Origin of the sequence: Aeromonas sp. S11(2024), assembly GCF_041402345.1 — a bacterium.
Taxonomy (GTDB): Bacteria; Pseudomonadota; Gammaproteobacteria; order Enterobacterales; family Aeromonadaceae; genus Aeromonas; species Aeromonas veronii.
In genome coordinates this window covers 55,744-72,695 of the sequence record NZ_JBGLRC010000011.1, presented here as the reverse complement: position 1 = coordinate 72,695, position 16,952 = coordinate 55,744, and the positions used below count along the sequence as shown (strand labels likewise).

Here is a 16,952-nt window from a genome sequence, read left to right as displayed (position 1 = left end):
TCGAAGGAACCGAGGAGCAACAAATGCAGCAGACAACCCGTGAGTGGCAACAACTGGATGCCAGCCACCACCTGCACCCCTTTACCGATTTTCAGGCCCTGAACAAGAAGGGTTCGCGCATCATTACCAAAGCCAGCGGTGTCTATCTGGAAGACTCCGAGGGCAAACGCATTCTCGACGGCATGGCGGGCCTGTGGTGCGTCAATATGGGCTATGGCCGCCAGGAGCTGGTGGATGCCGCTACCCGCCAGATGCAGCAGTTGCCTTACTACAACCTCTTCTTCCAGACCGCTCACCCGCCGGTGATCGAGCTGGCGACCCTGCTGGCCGAGGTGACGCCAGCCCATCTCAACCACGTCTTCTTCACCGGCTCCGGCTCCGAGTGCAACGATACCGTGCTGCGGATGGTGCGCCACTACTGGGCCAGCAAGGGTCAGCCTGACAAACAGGTGATCATCAGTCGCCATAACGCCTATCACGGCTCCACCGTGGCGGGGGCGAGTCTGGGTGGCATGAAAGGGATGCATGCCCAGGGTGGCCTGCCCATCCCCGGCATAGTGCACATCGACCAGCCCTATCACTTCGGTGAGGGGCTGGGGATGAGTGCCCACGACTTCGGGCTGGAGCGGGCCCGTCAGCTGGAGCAGAAGATTCTGGAGCTGGGGGTGGACAAGGTGGCCGCCTTTATCGGCGAGCCGATCCAGGGGGCGGGCGGCGTCATCATTCCGCCTGACAGCTACTGGCCGGAGATCCAGCGCATCTGCGATCACTACGGCATTTTGCTGATCGCCGACGAGGTGATCTGCGGCTTTGGCCGTACCGGCCACTGGTTTGCCAGCGAAGGGTTTGGCATCAAGCCGGACCTGATGTGTCTGGCCAAGGGGATCACCTCCGGTTATCTGCCGCTCGGCGCTGTGATGGTCAGTGACCGGGTTGCCAAGGGGCTGGTGGAGGAGGGGGGCGAGTTCAACCACGGCTTCACCTACTCGGGTCATCCGGTCTCCTGCGCCGTGGCGGTGGCCAATATCCAGCTTATGCAGAAAGAGAGCATAGTTAAGCGAGTGCATGATACTATCGGCCCCTATTTGCAGCGCCGCTGGGCGGAGCTGGCCGATCATCCGCTGGTGGGAGAAACCCGTGGCAAAGGATTGGTCGCCGCGCTGGAAATCGTTGAGGACAAGCAGACCAACCGGCGTTTCCCGGCTCAGGCAAATGCGGGGATGACTTGCCGGGAGTTCTGCTTTAACAATGGCTTGGTGATGAGGGCGGTAGGCGATACCATGATCATATCGCCCCCCTTGGTCATCACCGAGGAACAGGTTGATGAATTGGTCGATCTGGCCAGGCGCAGTCTGGATCTGACAGCCGCAAAGCTGAAGGGTTGAGGCGGGTCGGGCAGGTTGGCATGCGCATACAATTTGCTTAGGAGACAAGGATGATGTCTTTCAAAACAGGAGTGATCGCTGCCTCTGTGGCTCTGGTCATGGCAAGTGCCGGAGCAATGGCTGAAGAGAAGGTGCTGCACGTCTACAACTGGAGCGACTACATAGCGCCGGATACCCTGGATAACTTCCAGAAGGAGACGGGGATCAAGGTGGTTTATGACGTGTTCGACAGTAACGAGGTACTGGAAGCCAAGTTGCTGGCGGGTAGTTCGGGCTACGACATTGTGGTGCCATCCAACCCCTTCCTGGCCAAGCAGATCAAGGCGGGCGTGTTCCAGAAACTGGACAAGTCCAAGCTCTCCAACTGGCAAAACATGGATGTCGACCTGCTCAAGGCGCTCGAGCCGAGCGATCCGGGCAACCAGTACTCCATCCCCTATCTGTGGGGCACCATCGGCTATGCCTACAACGCCGAGAAGGTGAAAGCCGTGCTGGGGGCCGATGCCCCGGTCAACTCCTGGGATCTGGTGTTCAAGCCGGAGAACATGGCCAAGTTGAAAGAGTGTGGCGTCTCCTTCCTCGATTCACCGACCGAAATGCTGCCGGCTGCCCTGCAATATCTGGGCTTCAAACCGGATAGCCAGAAACCGGCCGAGCTGAAGAAGGCTGAGGAGCTGTTCCTCTCCATCCGTCCCTATACCGCCTATTTCCACTCCTCCAAGTACATCTCGGATCTGGCCAACGGCAACCTCTGCGTCGCGGTCGGTTACTCCGGTGACTTGCAGCAGTCCAAGGCGCGGGCAGCCGAGGCCAAGAATGGCGTCGCGCTCACCTACACCATTCCGAAAGAGGGGGCAGGCAGCTTCTTTGACATGATCGCCATTCCGGCGGATGCCAAGAACGTCGAGGCTGCCCACACCTTCATCAACTACCTGATGAAGCCCGAGGTAATCGCCAATATCACCAACGTGGTGCAGTTCCCGAACGGCAACAAGGCGGCGACCCCGCTGGTGGATGAGGCGATCCGCACCGATCCGGGTATCTACCCTGATGCGGCGACCCTGCAGAAGATCTACACCTTCCCGGATCTGCCGGCCAAGGTGCAGCGTCTGATGACCCGCAGCTGGACCAAGATCAAGTCCGGCAAGTAAGTAACGAATGCCCCTCCCGGTCCGCAGTTCGGCCGGGAGGGTAGTGATGCCATCCATCCGGATGGGCCGCGCGAATGGATGCGCAGACGGTCAACCACTGAAACAGGAGAACTGACACCGTGAATACAACCAGATTGCTAACCATAGCGCTGACCATGGGATTGGCGAATGTGGCCCAGGCTGCCCCTGTGCTACACTTCTACAACTGGTCTGACTATATCGGCGAGACCACCCTCAGCGATTTCCAGCAGGCGACCGGGATCAAGACCGTCTATGACGTGTTTGACTCCAACGAGACCCTGGAAGGCAAGTTGCTGACGGGGCGGACCGGTTACGATCTGGTGGTGCCCTCCAATAATTTCCTGGCCAAACAGATCAAGGCGGGAGCCTTCCAGAAACTGGATAAATCCCTGCTGCCCAATCTGGCCAACCTGGATCCCGTGCTGCTCAAGCAGCTCGACAAGGTGGATCCGGGTCATCAGTACGCGGTGCCCTATCTGTGGGGGACCAACGGCATCGGCTACAACGTCGACAAAATCAAGGCGGTGCTGGGAGTCGACAAGATTGACTCCTGGGCCACCATCTTCGAACCGGAAAACATGGCGAAACTCTCTCGCTGCGGCGTCGCCTTCCTCGACTCTGCCGACGAGATGATCCCTGCTGCCCTCAACTACCTCGGGCTCGATCCCAACAGTCATGCGACGGGGGATATCAAGCAGGCCGAGGCGCTGCTGCTCAAGGTGCGGCCCTATGTGGCCTACTTCCACTCCTCCAAATACATCGGCGATCTCGCCAATGGTGACATCTGCGTGGCGGCCGGTTTTTCCGGCGATATCCTGCAAGCCGCTGCCCGCGCCGATGAAGCTGGCAAGGGGGTGAAAATTGCCTACAGCATTCCGAAAGAGGGGGGCAATCTCTGGTTCGACATGATGGCGATCCCGTCCGATGCCACCAATGTCAAAGAGGCGCACGCCCTCATCAACTACGTCCTGCAGCCCGAAGTGATCGCCAAGGTCAGCGACTATGTGGGCTACGCGAATCCCAACTCAAGGGCGGGCGAGTTTATGGATGAGGCGGTGCGCAACAATGAGGAGGTTTATCCCCCTCAGGCCGTGCTGGAGCGACTCTATGTGCAGGAAGCACATCCCCGCTCGGTACAGCGTCTAATCACCCGGAGTTGGACCAAGATCAAGTCCGGTACCTAACCTTGGTGCCCGTTCGGGGGCGCCAAATCGCTTTTATGGATCGGCCGCAAGGCCGGTATCACGTTGGGGAGTTTGGTAATGGCGATAGCCTCCAGTGCCTACAAGAAAGCCCTCGAGGGCAGTCAGCAGCGCAAAGAAGTGCTGGTGAAAATTGATCGGGTAAGCAAGCAGTTCGACGAAACGCTGGCGGTCGATAACGTATCTCTCAATATTCACAAGGGGGAGATTTTCGCCCTGCTCGGCGGGTCCGGTTCCGGCAAATCGACCCTGCTGCGGATGCTGGCCGGTTTCGAGCGCCCGACCGAGGGGCGGCTGTTCCTCGACGGGGTCGACATCACCGACATGCCCCCCTATGAACGCCCCATCAACATGATGTTCCAGTCCTACGCCCTGTTCCCCCATATGACGGTGGCCCAGAACATCGCCTTTGGCCTCAAGCAGGATGGCCTGCCCAAGGCCGAGATCGATGCCCGGGTGGAGGAGATGCTCAAGCTGGTGCAGATGACCCAGTATGCCCGCCGCAAACCGCATCAGCTCTCCGGTGGCCAGCGCCAGCGGGTGGCGTTGGCTCGCTCGCTAGCCAAGCGTCCCAAACTGTTGCTGCTGGATGAACCCATGGGGGCGCTCGACAAGAAGCTGCGTTCCAAGATGCAGCTGGAGCTGGTTGAGATCATCGAGCGGGTCGGGGTGACCTGTGTCATGGTGACTCACGATCAGGAAGAGGCCATGACCATGGCGGAGCGGATCGCCATCATGCACCTCGGTTGCATCGAGCAGATCGGCAGCCCGATGGATATCTACGAGACTCCGGCCAGTCGGCTGGTGTGCGAATTTATCGGCAACGTCAACCTGTTTGACGGCCTGCTGGTGGAGGATGAGCAGGACCACGCCACCATCGCCTGCGCCGACCTGGAGCAGCCCATCTATGTGGGCCACGGCATCAGCTCCCGCGCCGAGAACAAGAAGGTGACCTATGCCCTGCGGCCGGAAAAACTGCTGATGAGTCTGCAAAAGCCGGAGGAGATCGAGCACCCGGACTTCAACTGGACCAAGGGTGAGGTCTATGACATCGCTTATCTGGGCGGTCACTCGGTTTATCACATCCAGCTGCCCTCGGGCAAAATCGTTCAGGCTTTCATCGCCAATGCCGAACGCCACGGCAAGCGGCCAACCTGGGATGACCAGGTGTTCCTCTACTGGGAAGATGACAGCGGCGTGGTGCTGCAATCATGAAGTTCTTGCAACGACTGAAGCGGGTCGGGGGGCGCCGACTGGTGATTGGCATCCCCTTCTTCTGGCTGTTCCTCTTCTTCCTGCTGCCCTTCGTCATCGTGGTGAAGATCAGTTTTGCGGAAGCAGATGTGGCGATCCCGCCCTACACCGACGTGGTGAGCTGGGCCGACAATCAGCTCACCATCCTGCTCAATATGGGCAACTACCTGCTGCTGCAGGAGGATGAGCTCTATATCGCGGCCTATCTGGGCTCCCTCAAGATGGCCTTCGTCAGCACTTTGCTCTGCCTGCTGATTGGCTATCCGATGGCCTACTCCATCGCTCGGGCCAACAAGGAGACCCAGACCGTTCTGCTGCTGCTGATCATGATGCCGACCTGGACCGCCATTCTGATCCGGGTCTATGCGTGGATGGGGATCCTCAGTAACAACGGCCTGCTCAACAGCGTCTTGCTGGGGATCGGGGTGATTGACGAACCGCTGCAGATCCTCAATACCAACCTGGCGGTCTATATCGGCATTGTTTACTCCTACCTGCCCTTCATGGTGCTGCCGCTCTACGCCAATCTGGTCAAACATGACCAGAGCCTGCTGGAGGCTGCTTCCGACCTGGGGGCCCGCAACCTGACCCGGTTCTGGCAGATCACGGTACCGCTCTCCAAGAACGGCATCATCGCCGGCTGCATGCTGGTGTTCATTCCGGTGGTGGGGGAGTTCGTTATTCCAGAAATGCTGGGCGGCCCGGAGACCCTGATGATCGGCAAGGTGCTGTGGCAGGAGTTCTTCAACAACCGCGACTGGCCGGTTGCCTCTGCGCTGGCGGTGGTGATGCTGGCGGTGCTAATCATTCCGATCATCCTCTTCAACCGTAACCAGGCCAAAGAGCTGGAGGGCAAGGCATGATGAGACGTTTCGGTTTTGCCAAACTGATGCTCTGGCTGGGGCTGCTGTTTATCTACCTGCCCATGATCATCATGGTGATCTACTCCTTCAACGCCTCCAAGCTGGTGACGGTGTGGGGCGGTTGGTCGCTCAAGTGGTACTTCGGCCTGCTCGACAACAAGCAGCTGATCGGATCTGTGTTCCGCTCGCTGGAGATCGCTTTTTACACCGCGATCGCCGCGGTGGCGCTGGGGACGGTGGCAGCCTTCGTGCTGACCCGAATTCCCCACTTCCGTGGTCGCACCCTGTTCGGTGGCATGGTGACGGCGCCGCTGGTGATGCCCGAGGTGATCACCGGTCTGTCGCTGCTGCTGCTGTTCGTGGCCATGGCCCAGCTGGTGGGCTGGCCTGCTGAGCGGGGCATGCTGACCATCTGGATTGCCCACACCACCTTCTGTACTGCCTACGTGGCGATCGTGGTGTCGGCGCGGTTGCGGGAGCTGGATCTCTCCATCGAGGAGGCGGCAATGGATCTCGGCGCCAAGCCGTGGAAGGTGTTCTTCCTGATCACTATCCCGATGATCGCCCCCTCGCTGGCGGCAGGCGGCATGATGTCGTTCGCCCTGTCGCTGGATGATCTGGTGCTGGCTAGCTTCGTCTCCGGCCCAGGCTCCACTACCTTGCCGATGGAGGTCTTCTCGGCAGTGCGGCTCGGGGTGAAACCCGAGATCAACGCGGTGGCCAGCCTGATCCTGTTGTCGGTATCGCTCTTTACCTTCGGCAGCTGGTATCTGATGGCCAGGGCGGAGAAGCGCCGTCGTGCCGAGATCGCCATGACCACCCAGATGCAGGCCGTCGTCTGACGCCATGATAAGATCCGCCTACTCTCGTCAACCTGGAGGATGAGTATGCGGATCTCCCTTTTTAGCGGTCGTGGCACCGAGCTGGTGCCCGGCCTCACCAGCGCCATTCACAAGCAACCGATCTCTGCACCAGTTCGCTGTACCTTTGCCGGTCTGGAAGAGGATGAACAGTGTGACCAGCGCCACCACGGTGGCCCGGATCGGGCGCTCCACTACTATCCTGCCGATCACTATCTCTGGTGGCAGACCTGGCAAACCGCGCTGGACTTGCCTGCGCCACGTACACCCTGGCAACCTGCCGCCTTTGGCGAGAACCTCTCCGGTCTCGGGCTGACCGAGGCGCAAGCCTGCATTGGCGATGTCTATCGACTCGGCGACGCGCTGATCCAGATAAGTCAGCCAAGATCCCCCTGCTTCAAGCTCAACCAGCGCTTTGGCTATGGCCAGATGTCCCAGGTGATGCAGCTAAATGGCCGTTGTGGCTGGCTGCTGCGGGTGCTGGAGGAGGGGATGGTGTCGCCGGAGTCTGCCATGGAGCTGGCAGACAGACCCTATCCCGAACTGACGGTGAAGCGCACGGCGGATATCCTGTTCAATCAGGTGCGCAATGAAGCGGATCTGCTGATGCTGCTGGAGAATCCTGCTCTCTCCCCCAACTGGCGGCAGCATGCAGCCGACTGGCTGGAGCATGGTACTGTGGCTGACTGGCAGCGCCGTCTGCTGGGACCGGCATCCCTGAGCCTGGCCTGACAGCCGGTTACCGGAATGTCACCAGCTGGCTGCAGCCCGGTAAACGGATGAAAAGAGTGCTGAATAGTTGAGCGAACGGCGTTTTTTTTCCTGTTAAATGCAAAAAAGGCTTGTGTCAGGTCGGGGCTTTCGGTAAATTCCCGTCCCGCAGACATCGGTGTGTAGCGCAGCTTGGTAGCGCACTTCGTTCGGGACGAAGGGGTCGGAGGTTCGAATCCTCTCACACCGACCAAATTTGAAAAGGCCGCTCAATAGAGCGGCCTTTTTGCATTTATCCTTCCTGTTTTCCTAATTTTCTTTAGCTGCTGACCTGTTACCTGGCCAAGTGATCTGACTTGCAGTATGCAGGGTCGAAGCAAGACCACAGACATTAAAAGGGCCACCGCTCGGCGGCCCATCGGTGGAGTCTGATCCTGACTCCGGCACTCTAGATTGTGGCAATCTCGCGATGGGTCTTGTCTATGGTGCCCTCCTTGCGCGCCAGGCGCTTACTCAGATATGCCAGTGCTGATGCCGCAAAGCCTTGAAACTGTGTTGAGGCAGCAAGGCCGCGTGCTTGGGGTACTCACTAATGAAATGTTCTATTCCCTCCATCAGTTGTGCACGTAATGAAATCACGGGCTCATGCCAGGCTTGCAGGCATAAATGGCCGGGGATCAACTGCTCCTGATAATCTTCCAGCAGCTGCTCTGGCCAGGGTTCAATACCGGAATTGCGTTGCAGTAAATAGTGGGCGGCGGGTTCACGGGCATAAATGAACTGAATTTGGGCCAGATCGCGTTGGCATAGCGTTTGACTGTTGATATGACAGGTCAAATATTTTCCCGTTTTCAGATCCAGAAAGTGACCGCGTTGCCGACAGGGAACGATGCGATACCAAGGCAGGGGTGAGGAGAGAGAATACCCCTCAAGCTCCTGTTCCAACCAGTGGCGACACTCGGGTGTCTGCACCTCGTCGAGCATGGACTCGAGCTGTGTCAACAAGGCTCTGGATGGTTTGATGGCCAGTTTCGCACTCATCGCCTGCAATCCTCCCTCTGCACACAATCCCGACTATCAGTATGGACCTTGTTCGGCCAGAGGGGGTAAGGAATCTAATGATTAAAAGTGGATTAGCCGCGTGGTTTTTATGCACTAACTTGGTTCAACCCACCAGATAGGTACCAGTGCCGAAGGCGATGTGGGTGCCCTCTTCGTTGTGCAGCTCCATCCGGGCGACGGCCACTTTGCTGCCAGCCCGGATGATGTGGGCGGTGGCGATAAACTCGTTGCCGCGCCCCGGGCGCAGGTAGTCCACCCGCAGATCGATAGTGCCTAGGCGGGCGAAGCGCTCCTTGAGATAACTGGGGGAGAACTCCTCCAGCTCGTCGATGCAGGAAGCGGCGACGATCATGCCGCCCGCTACATCCAGCAGCGTGGCGGTGACGCCGCCGTGCAGGATGTTGTGGAAGGGGTTGCCGATCAGCTTCTCGTCCATCTTGATGCGCAGTTCCACCTTGTCGAAGTCGTAGTGGGTCACCTGCATGCCGATCAGCTTGTTGAAGGGCATCTTCTCGGCAAACAGGTTGGCAATGCCACTGAGCGCCATCTTCTTGAGCATCTGTTTCATTCTCTGATCCCAATCCTTGTCATCAAAGCCGAGTAAAAACTCCAGCCAGTCTGCAACAGTTCCTTAACAGTCGCAATGGCAGGTTTATTGTGGGCGGCGGCTGCTTTAGAATGGCGACCCCAAAGGAGAGCCCATGACCGCGATTGCCGAAACCCTGCCAGATCCTCAGCCAGAGAGTCCGCTTGCCCTGCTGCAGGCGGTCTTCGGCTATCAGCAGTTTCGGCCGGGTCAGCTCGAGATCATCGAGCAGATCGTCGCGGGGCGCGATGCGTTGGTGCTCAAGCCTACTGGCGGCGGCAAGTCGCTCTGCTACCAGATCCCGGCACTGCTGCGGCCCGGGCTCGGGGTGGTGGTCTCTCCACTGATCTCCCTGATGAAGGATCAGGTCGACAGCCTGCGCGCCAACGGTGTGGCGGCGGTCTACATCAACTCGGCCCTCAGTCGGGAGGAGATGATTCAGAACTTCGCCGCCATGCGCCGCGGCGAGATCAAGCTGGTCTATGTCTCCCCTGAGCGCTTGCTGCAGCACGAGTTTATGGATCGGCTGGCCGAACTGCCGCTCGGGCTGTTCGCCATCGACGAGGCGCACTGCGTCTCCCAGTGGGGCCACGATTTCCGGCCTGAGTATGCGGCGCTGGGGCGGCTAAAACAGTGGTTCCCACAGGTGCCGGTGGTAGCGCTCACCGCCACCGCCGACGAGGCGACCCGCAGCGACATGCTGCACCGGTTGGAACTCAACGATCCCTTTATTCACACAGCCAGCTTTGATCGCCCCAATATCCGCTACAGCCTGGTGGAGAAGTTCAAGGCCGCTGAGCAGTTGCTGCGTTACGTGCAGAGCCAGAAGGGCAACTGCGGCATCGTCTACTGCTCCAGTCGCAACCGGGTGGAGGAGGTGGCCGAGCGACTATCCCGCCACGGCTGCAAGGCCGCTCCCTATCATGCGGGGCTGCCGCTCGAGCAGCGCCAGCAGACCCAGGATGCTTTCCTCAAGGATGACATCGAGATAGTGGTGGCGACGGTGGCGTTCGGTATGGGTATCGACAAGCCCAACGTACGCTTCGTGGTGCACTACGACATTCCGAAGAACATCGAATCCTACTATCAGGAGACCGGCCGCGCCGGGCGTGATGGGACTCCCGCCGAGGCGTTGCTGCTCTACGATCCTGCCGACATCGGCCGAGTGCGCCGCCTGCTCGACAACATCGAGAATCCCCAGCAGTTGCAGGTGGAGCAGTACAAGCTCAACGTGATGGCGGCGTTTGCCGAGGCGCAAACCTGCCGCCGTCAGGTGCTGCTCAACTACTTCGGCGAGTACAACGACAAGCCGTGCGGCAACTGCGATATCTGCCTCGATCCGCCCAAAAGTTATGACGGCACCGAAGATGCCCAGAAGGCGCTCTCCTGCGTTTGGCGGGTGGGGCAGAATTTCGGGGTGGGCTATGTGGTGGAGGTGCTGCGCGGTTCCCTCAACCAGCGCATCAAGGATCACGGCCACGACAAGCTCTCGACCTACGGCATCGGCAAGGATCAGAGCCATGAATACTGGATGAGCGTGATCCGCCAGCTGATCCACAAGGGGCTGCTGACTCAGAACATCACTCGCAATCTGGTGCTGCAGTTGACCGAAGCGGCCCGTCCGGTGCTGCGTGGCGAGGTGAAGCTGGAGCTGGCGGTGCCCCGACTGCAGCCTATCTCCAGCCGCAAGGAGAAGCGCAATGGTCTGCTCGACAATGCCAACTACGACAAGCGGTTGTTCAAGGAACTGCGCGGCCTGCGCAAGCAGATTGCCGAGGATGAAGAGGTGCCGCCCTACGTGGTGTTCAACGATGCGACCCTTGTAGAGATGGCTCAGTTGATGCCGATGACCGAAGACGAGATGCTGGCCATCAACGGCGTCGGGCACCGCAAGCTGGAGCGCTTTGGCGAAGCCTTTATGGATCTGATCATCGACTACTGCCGTCGTTAGGGTCGATTAGGCTGCCTAATCGACCACGGTAAGCGCGGCTCGGAAGAACCTGGGGTCAGACGCGAGGTTATTTCAGGCTGGCGTAGAAGGCGGCCAGATTGTCGATATCCGCATCGGTCAGCGGCGCCATGAAGGGGTCCATCAAGGGTTCTTTGCGGGTGCCATCCTTGAACGCTTTCAACTGTTTCACCAGATAGGCGGCATTCTGACCCGCTAGATGGGGATAGTTGGGGATCATCGCCTTGCCTTCCACGCCGTGACAGGCGGCACAGACAGCTGCCTTGGCTTTGCCGGCTTCAATATCGGCAGCTTTGGCCTGATGACCCCACGCCAGTGCCAGCAAGGGCAGGGCATATACCCATTTTTGCATCTTCTTCTCCTTGAATTGAAAAATGATGGTCGCCAGTTAGCGCAAGCATGGCTGACGGCAGTATAAAGAGTGACACGAGCATACGCAGGGACGAATGGCACAACCATGAAGTTGATCAACACTTTTGCGACCGAGCTGCCTTGGGCCTGTGAACCCGTGGTCCCCCAGCCGCTGCAGCAGCCCCGGTTGCTTCATCTCAACCGGGCTTTGCTGGATAAGTTGGGGCTGGGAGGCGTCAGCGAGGCTGACTGGATCGCCTGTTGTGGCGAGGGAAAAGTGCTGCCAGGCATGCAGCCGGTAGCTCAGGTCTATGCGGGCCATCAGTTCGGGGGTTACAGCCCCCGGCTCGGGGATGGTCGGGCGCTGCTGCTGGGTGAGCAGCAGGCGCCGGATGGTCAGCGCTGGGATCTGCACCTGAAGGGGGCGGGTAAAACCCCGTTCTCCCGTTTTGGTGACGGCCGCGCCGTGCTGCGCTCCAGCATTCGCGAGTATCTCGCCTCCGAGGCACTCCATGCTCTCGGCATCCCGACCACCCGGGCGCTGGTATTGGTGGGGAGTCAGGAGCCCGTTTATCGTGAGCAGGTGGAGACGGGAGCGACCGTGCTGCGCACCGCCCCCAGCCATCTGCGCTTCGGTCATATCGAGTATTTCGCCTGGAGCGGGCAGGGGGAGAAGATCCCGCCACTCATCGACTATCTGCTGCGCCACCACTTCCCCGAACAGGAGAGTGGTGCCGAACTGTTTGCCGAAGTGGTGCGCCGCACCGCGCGCCTGATTGCAAAATGGCAGGCGGCGGGCTTCTGTCACGGGGTAATGAATACCGACAACATGTCGCTGCTCGGCCTGACGCTGGATTACGGCCCCTACGGCTTTATCGATGCCTACGTGCCGGACTTTGTCTGCAACCACTCGGATCCGGCGGGCCGCTACGCGCTGGATCAGCAGCCTGCGGTCGGTTACTGGAATCTGCAAAAACTGGCTCAGGCGCTGGCTGGCCATGTAGACGGTGATGCGCTGGCTGCAGCGTTGGCCCAGTACGAGCAGCAGCTGATGTTGCACTACTCCGAGTTGATGCGGGCCAAGCTCGGACTGGCAGTGTGGGAGGAGGATGACCCGGCGTTGTTCCGCGAGCTGTTTCGGTTGCTGGCGGCCCACAAGGTGGATTACCACCTGTTCCTGCGCCGTCTCGGTGAGGTGACGCAAGAGGGGGCGTGGCCTGCATCTCTGCTGGCCCTGTTGCCTGAACCACTGGGTTGGCAGGCGTGGCTGGAGCGCTATCGGGCGCGGCTAATGCGCGAAGGCAGCGAGGATGCCGTGCGCAAGGCGCAGATGGATGCCATCAATCCCAAGTATGTGCTGCGCAATGCGCTGGCCCAGCAGGTGATCGACGCCGCCGACGCAGGGGATATGCAGCCGTTCGAGCGGCTGTTCGCCGCCTTGCTGTGCCCCTTTGATGAACAACCCGAATATGAGGATCTCGCCACCCCGACTCCGGCATGGTATTGCGGTGGTGAGCTCTCCTGCAGTAGCTGAGAGACAGGGCATGAGTTGGCAAATCAAACAGGTAGATAGCGAAGCTGGCGTGGTGACGCTGGATTGTCCGGCACTCGACTGGGACACGTTCCCGCTGTTGGCGCAGGCCTTGCTGCGAGAGTGGGAGCTGCAGCCGCTCGAGCAGGATGCGGGGGCCGATCGCCATAGCTGGTTGCTGGCGTTTGAAGGGAGCCAGTTTCGGCTGGAGTATGAACACTACAGCGGCTGCTGGCTGGAGGCGGTGCGCCCGGCGGATCGGGAGGCACTGCTCTGGCTCGCCAGACAGCACAAGGCGTGACTATCACCCGCAAGGCCTGCTCTGCGGCTGGCCCACCTGGACAAGCGTAATCGCATAAAGATTGAACTATCGGTTTGGGGGCGTATAATCTCGCCCCTCGATTATCGCCAATGGTGGCGATATGGGTTCCCTAACCCCATTAACCAAAAAGGTCACAAGATGAATCTGACCCCTGCGCAGTACCAAACGGCGCTCGTTCGCCTGTCGTTGTTCCACATTCTGATCATTGCCAGCAGCAACTATCTGGTGCAGCTGCCGATCACCGTGTTTGGCTTCCACACCACCTGGGGTGCGTTCAGCTTCCCGTTTATCTTCCTGGCGACCGACCTGACAGTGCGGATCTTCGGTGCCGGTCTGGCACGCAAGATTATCCAGACCGTGATGCTGCCTGCGCTGGCGGTCTCCTATGCGCTCTCCGTGCTCTTCTTCGAAGGAAGCTTCCAGGGCGTTGGTCATCTGGCCGAGTTCAACCTGTTCGTGGCGCGTATCGCACTGGCCAGCTTTATGGCCTATCTGGTAGGGCAGTTCATGGATGTGGTGGTGTTCAACCGCCTGCGTCTGCTCAAGCAGTGGTGGATTGCGCCAGCGGCCTCCACCCTGTTCGGTAATCTGGTCGATACCATCGCTTTCTTCAGTGTGGCCTTCTGGCGCACCACAGATCCTTTCATGGCAGAGCACTGGGTCGAGATCGCAACCGTCGATTACGTATTCAAGTTGCTGATAAGCCTTGGTTTGTTCGTGCCGCTCTACGGTGTCTTGCTGCGCTACCTCAGCCGCAAGCTGGTGGGCGAGGCCGGATTATCCAGCCTGCAAACGGCCACCCGGCAAGCCTGACCAGATTGACCACCCTTCGCGGTGGTCAATTTTTTTGCACTTTCTGCAAATAGCGCTTGCCTAGTTAAATGAGAATGATTATTGTTAACTTGTTTTCCGGGAAAGACTTCATTCGTTCCAACGTGATGGACTTCTTGTGAAGGCACGACATTGCTCACATTGCTTCCAGTTAAGGGCCAGTTTATCTGGCCCTCTTTTTTTGTCATTTTTCAGCAAGTTGCAGGCATAAAAAACGGGAGCCAGGGCTCCCGTCATCACGCTGTCTGTGGCTTACTCGATATCGAGTGCCTCGGGGGAGAGGATCACCCCTGTGGTATCGGCGTAGAGGTGGTCGTCAGGCAGGAAGGTCACCCCACCGAAGTTGACCGGCAGATCGGTCTCCCCTACATCCTTGCTGTCGGCACCGACCGGAATGGCTGCCAGTGCCTGAATGCCGATATCCAGATCTTCCAGAATATCGACTTCGCGGACGCAGCCGTAGCAGACAATCCCTTCCCAATCGTTCTCTGCTGCTGTTGTGGCGATGTCGCTGTCGATCAGAGCGCGGCGCATGGAGCCACCGCCATCGATCAGCAAGACGCGTCCCAGTCCGTTCTCTTTGACGAGTTCACGGATCAGGCCATTCGATTCGAAGCATTTGACGGTGGTGATGACGCCGCCGAAAGAGGCGCGGCCGCCGAAGGAGCAGAGCATGGGTTCAAGCACATCCACCATGTCCTGATAGATGTCGCACAGTTCAGAAGTATTGTATTCCATAGTGTCAAATCCACGGCTGGAAACAGGTGCAACCAGTATAAGGAGTGGGTGTGGCATTTCAATGAATATTCCTTGCACAGATCACCTGTCGCCGCTTTTCTGCATAAGCTCAATGCAGTTCACTGCCAGTTTGCGAGAGGTCCATCGTGCTTATCCGTCATAAGTTGATCCTGAATACCGTGCTGGTTGCCGTTGCCATGCTGGTACTGAGCGGCCTGTTTATCTACTCCAGCCAGGTGCACCGTCATCTGACCGAAGCCCAGCGTAATATCGACCAGCTGGAGATCGCCATGCTCAACCTGCGGCGGGCCGAGAAGGATTTTCTGATCCGTAAGGATATGGCCTTCGTCGAGCGCTTCAATCAGGGACTGTCAGATTTTCACCAGCACAATCGGGAGCTGGTGACCGATGACAATCTGGCGGCCGTCGAGGGGGAGTTGACCAGACTGGATCAGCAGATCAGCGGCTATGGTAAAGCCTTCAACGATCTGGTGGCCCAGCAGCAGAAGATTGGTCTGGGGCCGGAGGAGGGGCTCTATGGCAAGCTGCGGGCGGCGGTGCATGAGGTGGAGAATGGGCTCAAGCAGCTGGATCAGCAGGGGTTGCTCATCACCATGTTGCAGCTGAGGCGGGCGGAGAAAGACTTCATGCTGCGCTCCGATATCCAGTATCTGGAGCGTTTCGAGACCTTGCACAAGAGTTTTCAGGATAGTCTTGCCACCTTGCCGGAGGAGGATCGCGGCAGGTTGGAGCAGGCCAGCAAGCAGTACCGGCAGGACTTTGTGGCGCTGGTGCAGGGGATGCAGGTACTGGGGCTGAAAGAGGATGAGGGGCTGCGCAACCAGATGCGGGATCTGGTGCATCAGACCGAACAGGGGTTTGCCGCCGTCGATCAACACATTGTCGCTGAGCTGGAGCGGCAGAGCGCTCGCCTCAACAGCTTGATGCTGGTCTGTGGCGGGGTGATTGTGGTGCTGATCGGCATCATGAGCGTGCTGCTGGGGCGCAGCATCGACCGTCCCATTACTCAGGTGAATGACACCGTCAACCGCATTCGTCAGGATAATGACCTGCGCTTGAAGATAGAACTGCGCGGGGCCGATGAAATGGCCCAGCTGGCAGGTAATCTCGACGTGATGCTGGGCGGGTTTCGCAACCTGATTGGCGATGTGAAGCAGAGCGTGCACACCCTGACCGAAGCGGCGGATCACCTCTCGGCCAACGTCAAACGCACCAGTGAAGGGGCCGCGCGCCAGCTGCAGGAGACCGACATGGTGGCGACCGCGTCCACCGAGATGGGCTCCACCATCGAAGAGATCGCCCGCAACACCGAGCAGGCGGCCAACAATGCGCAGGCGACCAACAACAAGGCGATGGAGGGGCGGACTGCGGTCGAGAATACTGTCGAGCAGATCCGCTCGCTGGCAGGCAATCTGGAGAGTTCATCCCGCGAGGTAAGCCAGCTGCAAAAAGAGAGCGAGACCATCGGCTCCGTGCTCGATGTGATCCGCGGCATTGCCGAGCAGACCAACCTGCTGGCCCTCAACGCAGCCATCGAAGCAGCTCGGGCAGGGGATCAGGGACGTGGTTTTGCGGTGGTGGCCGATGAGGTGCGTAATCTGGCCATCCGTACCCAGAAATCGACTCAGGAGATCGCCGGCATCATCAGCTCGCTGCAGAAACAGACCGGCAGCATCGTCGAGGTGATGGCAACCTGCCGCGAGCAGGGCAACCGCAGCTCGGATCAGGCCAGTACCGCAGGGGAGTTGCTGGGGCAGATCACTCAGGATGTTACCCACATCATGGATATGAGCACCCAGATTGCGGCAGCCATCGAACAGCAGAGTCTGGTGGCCAACGAGGTGAACCGCAACGTCAACAACATCCGCGACATCGCCCAGGAGTCGAGCATCATGGCGGAGGAAAATGCGAGATCCAGCGAGGGCCTCAACGAGCAGGCCCAGCTGCTCAACAAGGCGGTGGCAAAATATCGGGTTTAGTGAGCGGACTGGCATCCTTATGAGGTTTTTGCACCAGAGTGGCAATGATTTGATCGTAATGGCTGTTATTGGGGAAATTCGCTCATATAATCGCCGCCACTATGATGATTCGGAA

Annotated in this window: 16 protein-coding genes and 1 tRNA gene; 13 read left to right on the top strand and 4 right to left on the bottom strand. The window is 59.1% G+C overall.

The features are described 5' to 3' along the window. Nucleotides 1-23 precede the first annotated feature (23 nt). From ACB040_RS11380 to ACB040_RS11345, 8 genes are all read left to right on the top strand, one after another. Nucleotides 24-1,385: an aspartate aminotransferase family protein gene (locus ACB040_RS11380; RefSeq protein WP_193860916.1), complete on the top strand. Its 1,362-nt coding sequence runs from the start codon at nt 24-26 to the stop codon at nt 1,383-1,385. A 53-nt stretch (nt 1,386-1,438) separates the two neighbouring features. Then, nucleotides 1,439-2,536, top strand: a complete 1,098-nt coding sequence (locus tag ACB040_RS11375) for an extracellular solute-binding protein (protein WP_005340709.1) — start codon at nt 1,439-1,441, stop codon at nt 2,534-2,536. A gap of 119 nt (nt 2,537-2,655) precedes the next feature. Further along, nucleotides 2,656-3,741, top strand: coding sequence for a polyamine ABC transporter substrate-binding protein (locus ACB040_RS11370; protein WP_005355476.1), 1,086 nt, complete (start codon nt 2,656-2,658; stop codon nt 3,739-3,741). Between the two features lie 78 nt (nt 3,742-3,819). Further along, complete coding sequence (potA, locus tag ACB040_RS11365) at nt 3,820-4,974, top strand: polyamine ABC transporter ATP-binding protein (RefSeq protein WP_005340704.1); 1,155 nt, start codon at nt 3,820-3,822, stop codon at nt 4,972-4,974. Further along, the gene (locus ACB040_RS11360) at nt 4,971-5,876 is read left to right on the top strand and encodes an ABC transporter permease subunit (protein ID WP_005340703.1); all 906 of its coding nucleotides are present in this window, start codon (nt 4,971-4,973) and stop codon (nt 5,874-5,876) included. The genes potA and ACB040_RS11360 overlap by 4 nt, the downstream gene beginning before the upstream one ends. After that, a complete protein-coding gene (locus ACB040_RS11355; protein ID WP_005340701.1) occupies nt 5,873-6,718 on the top strand; it encodes an ABC transporter permease subunit in 846 nt (281 codons plus the stop codon). The genes ACB040_RS11360 and ACB040_RS11355 overlap by 4 nt, the downstream gene beginning before the upstream one ends. 45 nt (nt 6,719-6,763) lie before the next feature. Further along, entirely contained in the window at nt 6,764-7,468 is a 705-nt protein-coding gene (locus tag ACB040_RS11350) for an MOSC domain-containing protein (RefSeq protein WP_371154813.1), read from the top strand. Between the two features lie 155 nt (nt 7,469-7,623). Continuing rightward, nucleotides 7,624-7,700: transfer RNA gene (locus ACB040_RS11345), tRNA-Pro, on the top strand. Nucleotides 7,701-7,960: 260 nt separating this feature from the next. Here ACB040_RS11345 and ACB040_RS11340 read toward each other — a convergent pair. Together ACB040_RS11340 and ACB040_RS11335 are read right to left on the bottom strand one after the other, a co-directional pair. Then, on the bottom strand, nt 7,961-8,488 hold the full coding sequence (locus ACB040_RS11340; RefSeq protein ID WP_005356927.1) for a hypothetical protein: 528 nt from the start codon (nt 8,486-8,488) through the stop codon (nt 7,961-7,963). A 124-nt stretch (nt 8,489-8,612) separates the two neighbouring features. After that, nucleotides 8,613-9,077 (bottom strand): thioesterase family protein, encoded by a 465-nt coding sequence (locus ACB040_RS11335; protein WP_005355465.1) that lies wholly within the window; start codon nt 9,075-9,077, stop codon nt 8,613-8,615. Nucleotides 9,078-9,210: 133 nt separating this feature from the next. Between ACB040_RS11335 and recQ the strand changes: the two genes are divergently transcribed. Beyond that, a complete protein-coding gene (gene recQ, locus ACB040_RS11330; RefSeq protein ID WP_042081697.1) occupies nt 9,211-11,046 on the top strand; it encodes an ATP-dependent DNA helicase RecQ in 1,836 nt (611 codons plus the stop codon). Between the two features lie 67 nt (nt 11,047-11,113). On the opposite strand, the gene ACB040_RS11325 is transcribed toward recQ, so the two are convergent. Continuing rightward, complete coding sequence (locus ACB040_RS11325; RefSeq protein ID WP_005340687.1) at nt 11,114-11,416, bottom strand: cytochrome c; 303 nt, start codon at nt 11,414-11,416, stop codon at nt 11,114-11,116. Nucleotides 11,417-11,521: 105 nt separating this feature from the next. Between ACB040_RS11325 and ACB040_RS11320 the strand changes: the two genes are divergently transcribed. From ACB040_RS11320 to ACB040_RS11310, 3 genes are all read left to right on the top strand, one after another. Then, nucleotides 11,522-12,949 carry a YdiU family protein gene (locus ACB040_RS11320; RefSeq protein ID WP_371154816.1) on the top strand — a complete coding sequence of 476 codons (1,428 nt, stop codon included), beginning with the start codon at nt 11,522-11,524 and terminating at the stop codon, nt 12,947-12,949. Nucleotides 12,950-12,959: 10 nt separating this feature from the next. After that, nucleotides 12,960-13,247 carry a DUF3630 family protein gene (locus ACB040_RS11315; RefSeq protein WP_159157841.1) on the top strand — a complete coding sequence of 96 codons (288 nt, stop codon included), beginning with the start codon at nt 12,960-12,962 and terminating at the stop codon, nt 13,245-13,247. Between the two features lie 159 nt (nt 13,248-13,406). Continuing rightward, on the top strand, nt 13,407-14,081 hold the full coding sequence (locus ACB040_RS11310; protein WP_005340680.1) for a 7-cyano-7-deazaguanine/7-aminomethyl-7-deazaguanine transporter: 675 nt from the start codon (nt 13,407-13,409) through the stop codon (nt 14,079-14,081). 270 nt (nt 14,082-14,351) lie between these two features. Here the strand turns inward: ACB040_RS11310 and rraA are convergent, their stop codons facing one another. Next, nucleotides 14,352-14,837, bottom strand: coding sequence for a ribonuclease E activity regulator RraA (rraA, locus tag ACB040_RS11305; RefSeq protein ID WP_005340678.1), 486 nt, complete (start codon nt 14,835-14,837; stop codon nt 14,352-14,354). Nucleotides 14,838-14,983: 146 nt separating this feature from the next. Here rraA and ACB040_RS11300 point away from each other — a divergent pair, with 146 nt between their 5' ends. Continuing rightward, nucleotides 14,984-16,837 carry a methyl-accepting chemotaxis protein gene (locus ACB040_RS11300; RefSeq protein ID WP_371154819.1) on the top strand — a complete coding sequence of 618 codons (1,854 nt, stop codon included), beginning with the start codon at nt 14,984-14,986 and terminating at the stop codon, nt 16,835-16,837. Nucleotides 16,838-16,952: the final 115 nt, after the last annotated feature.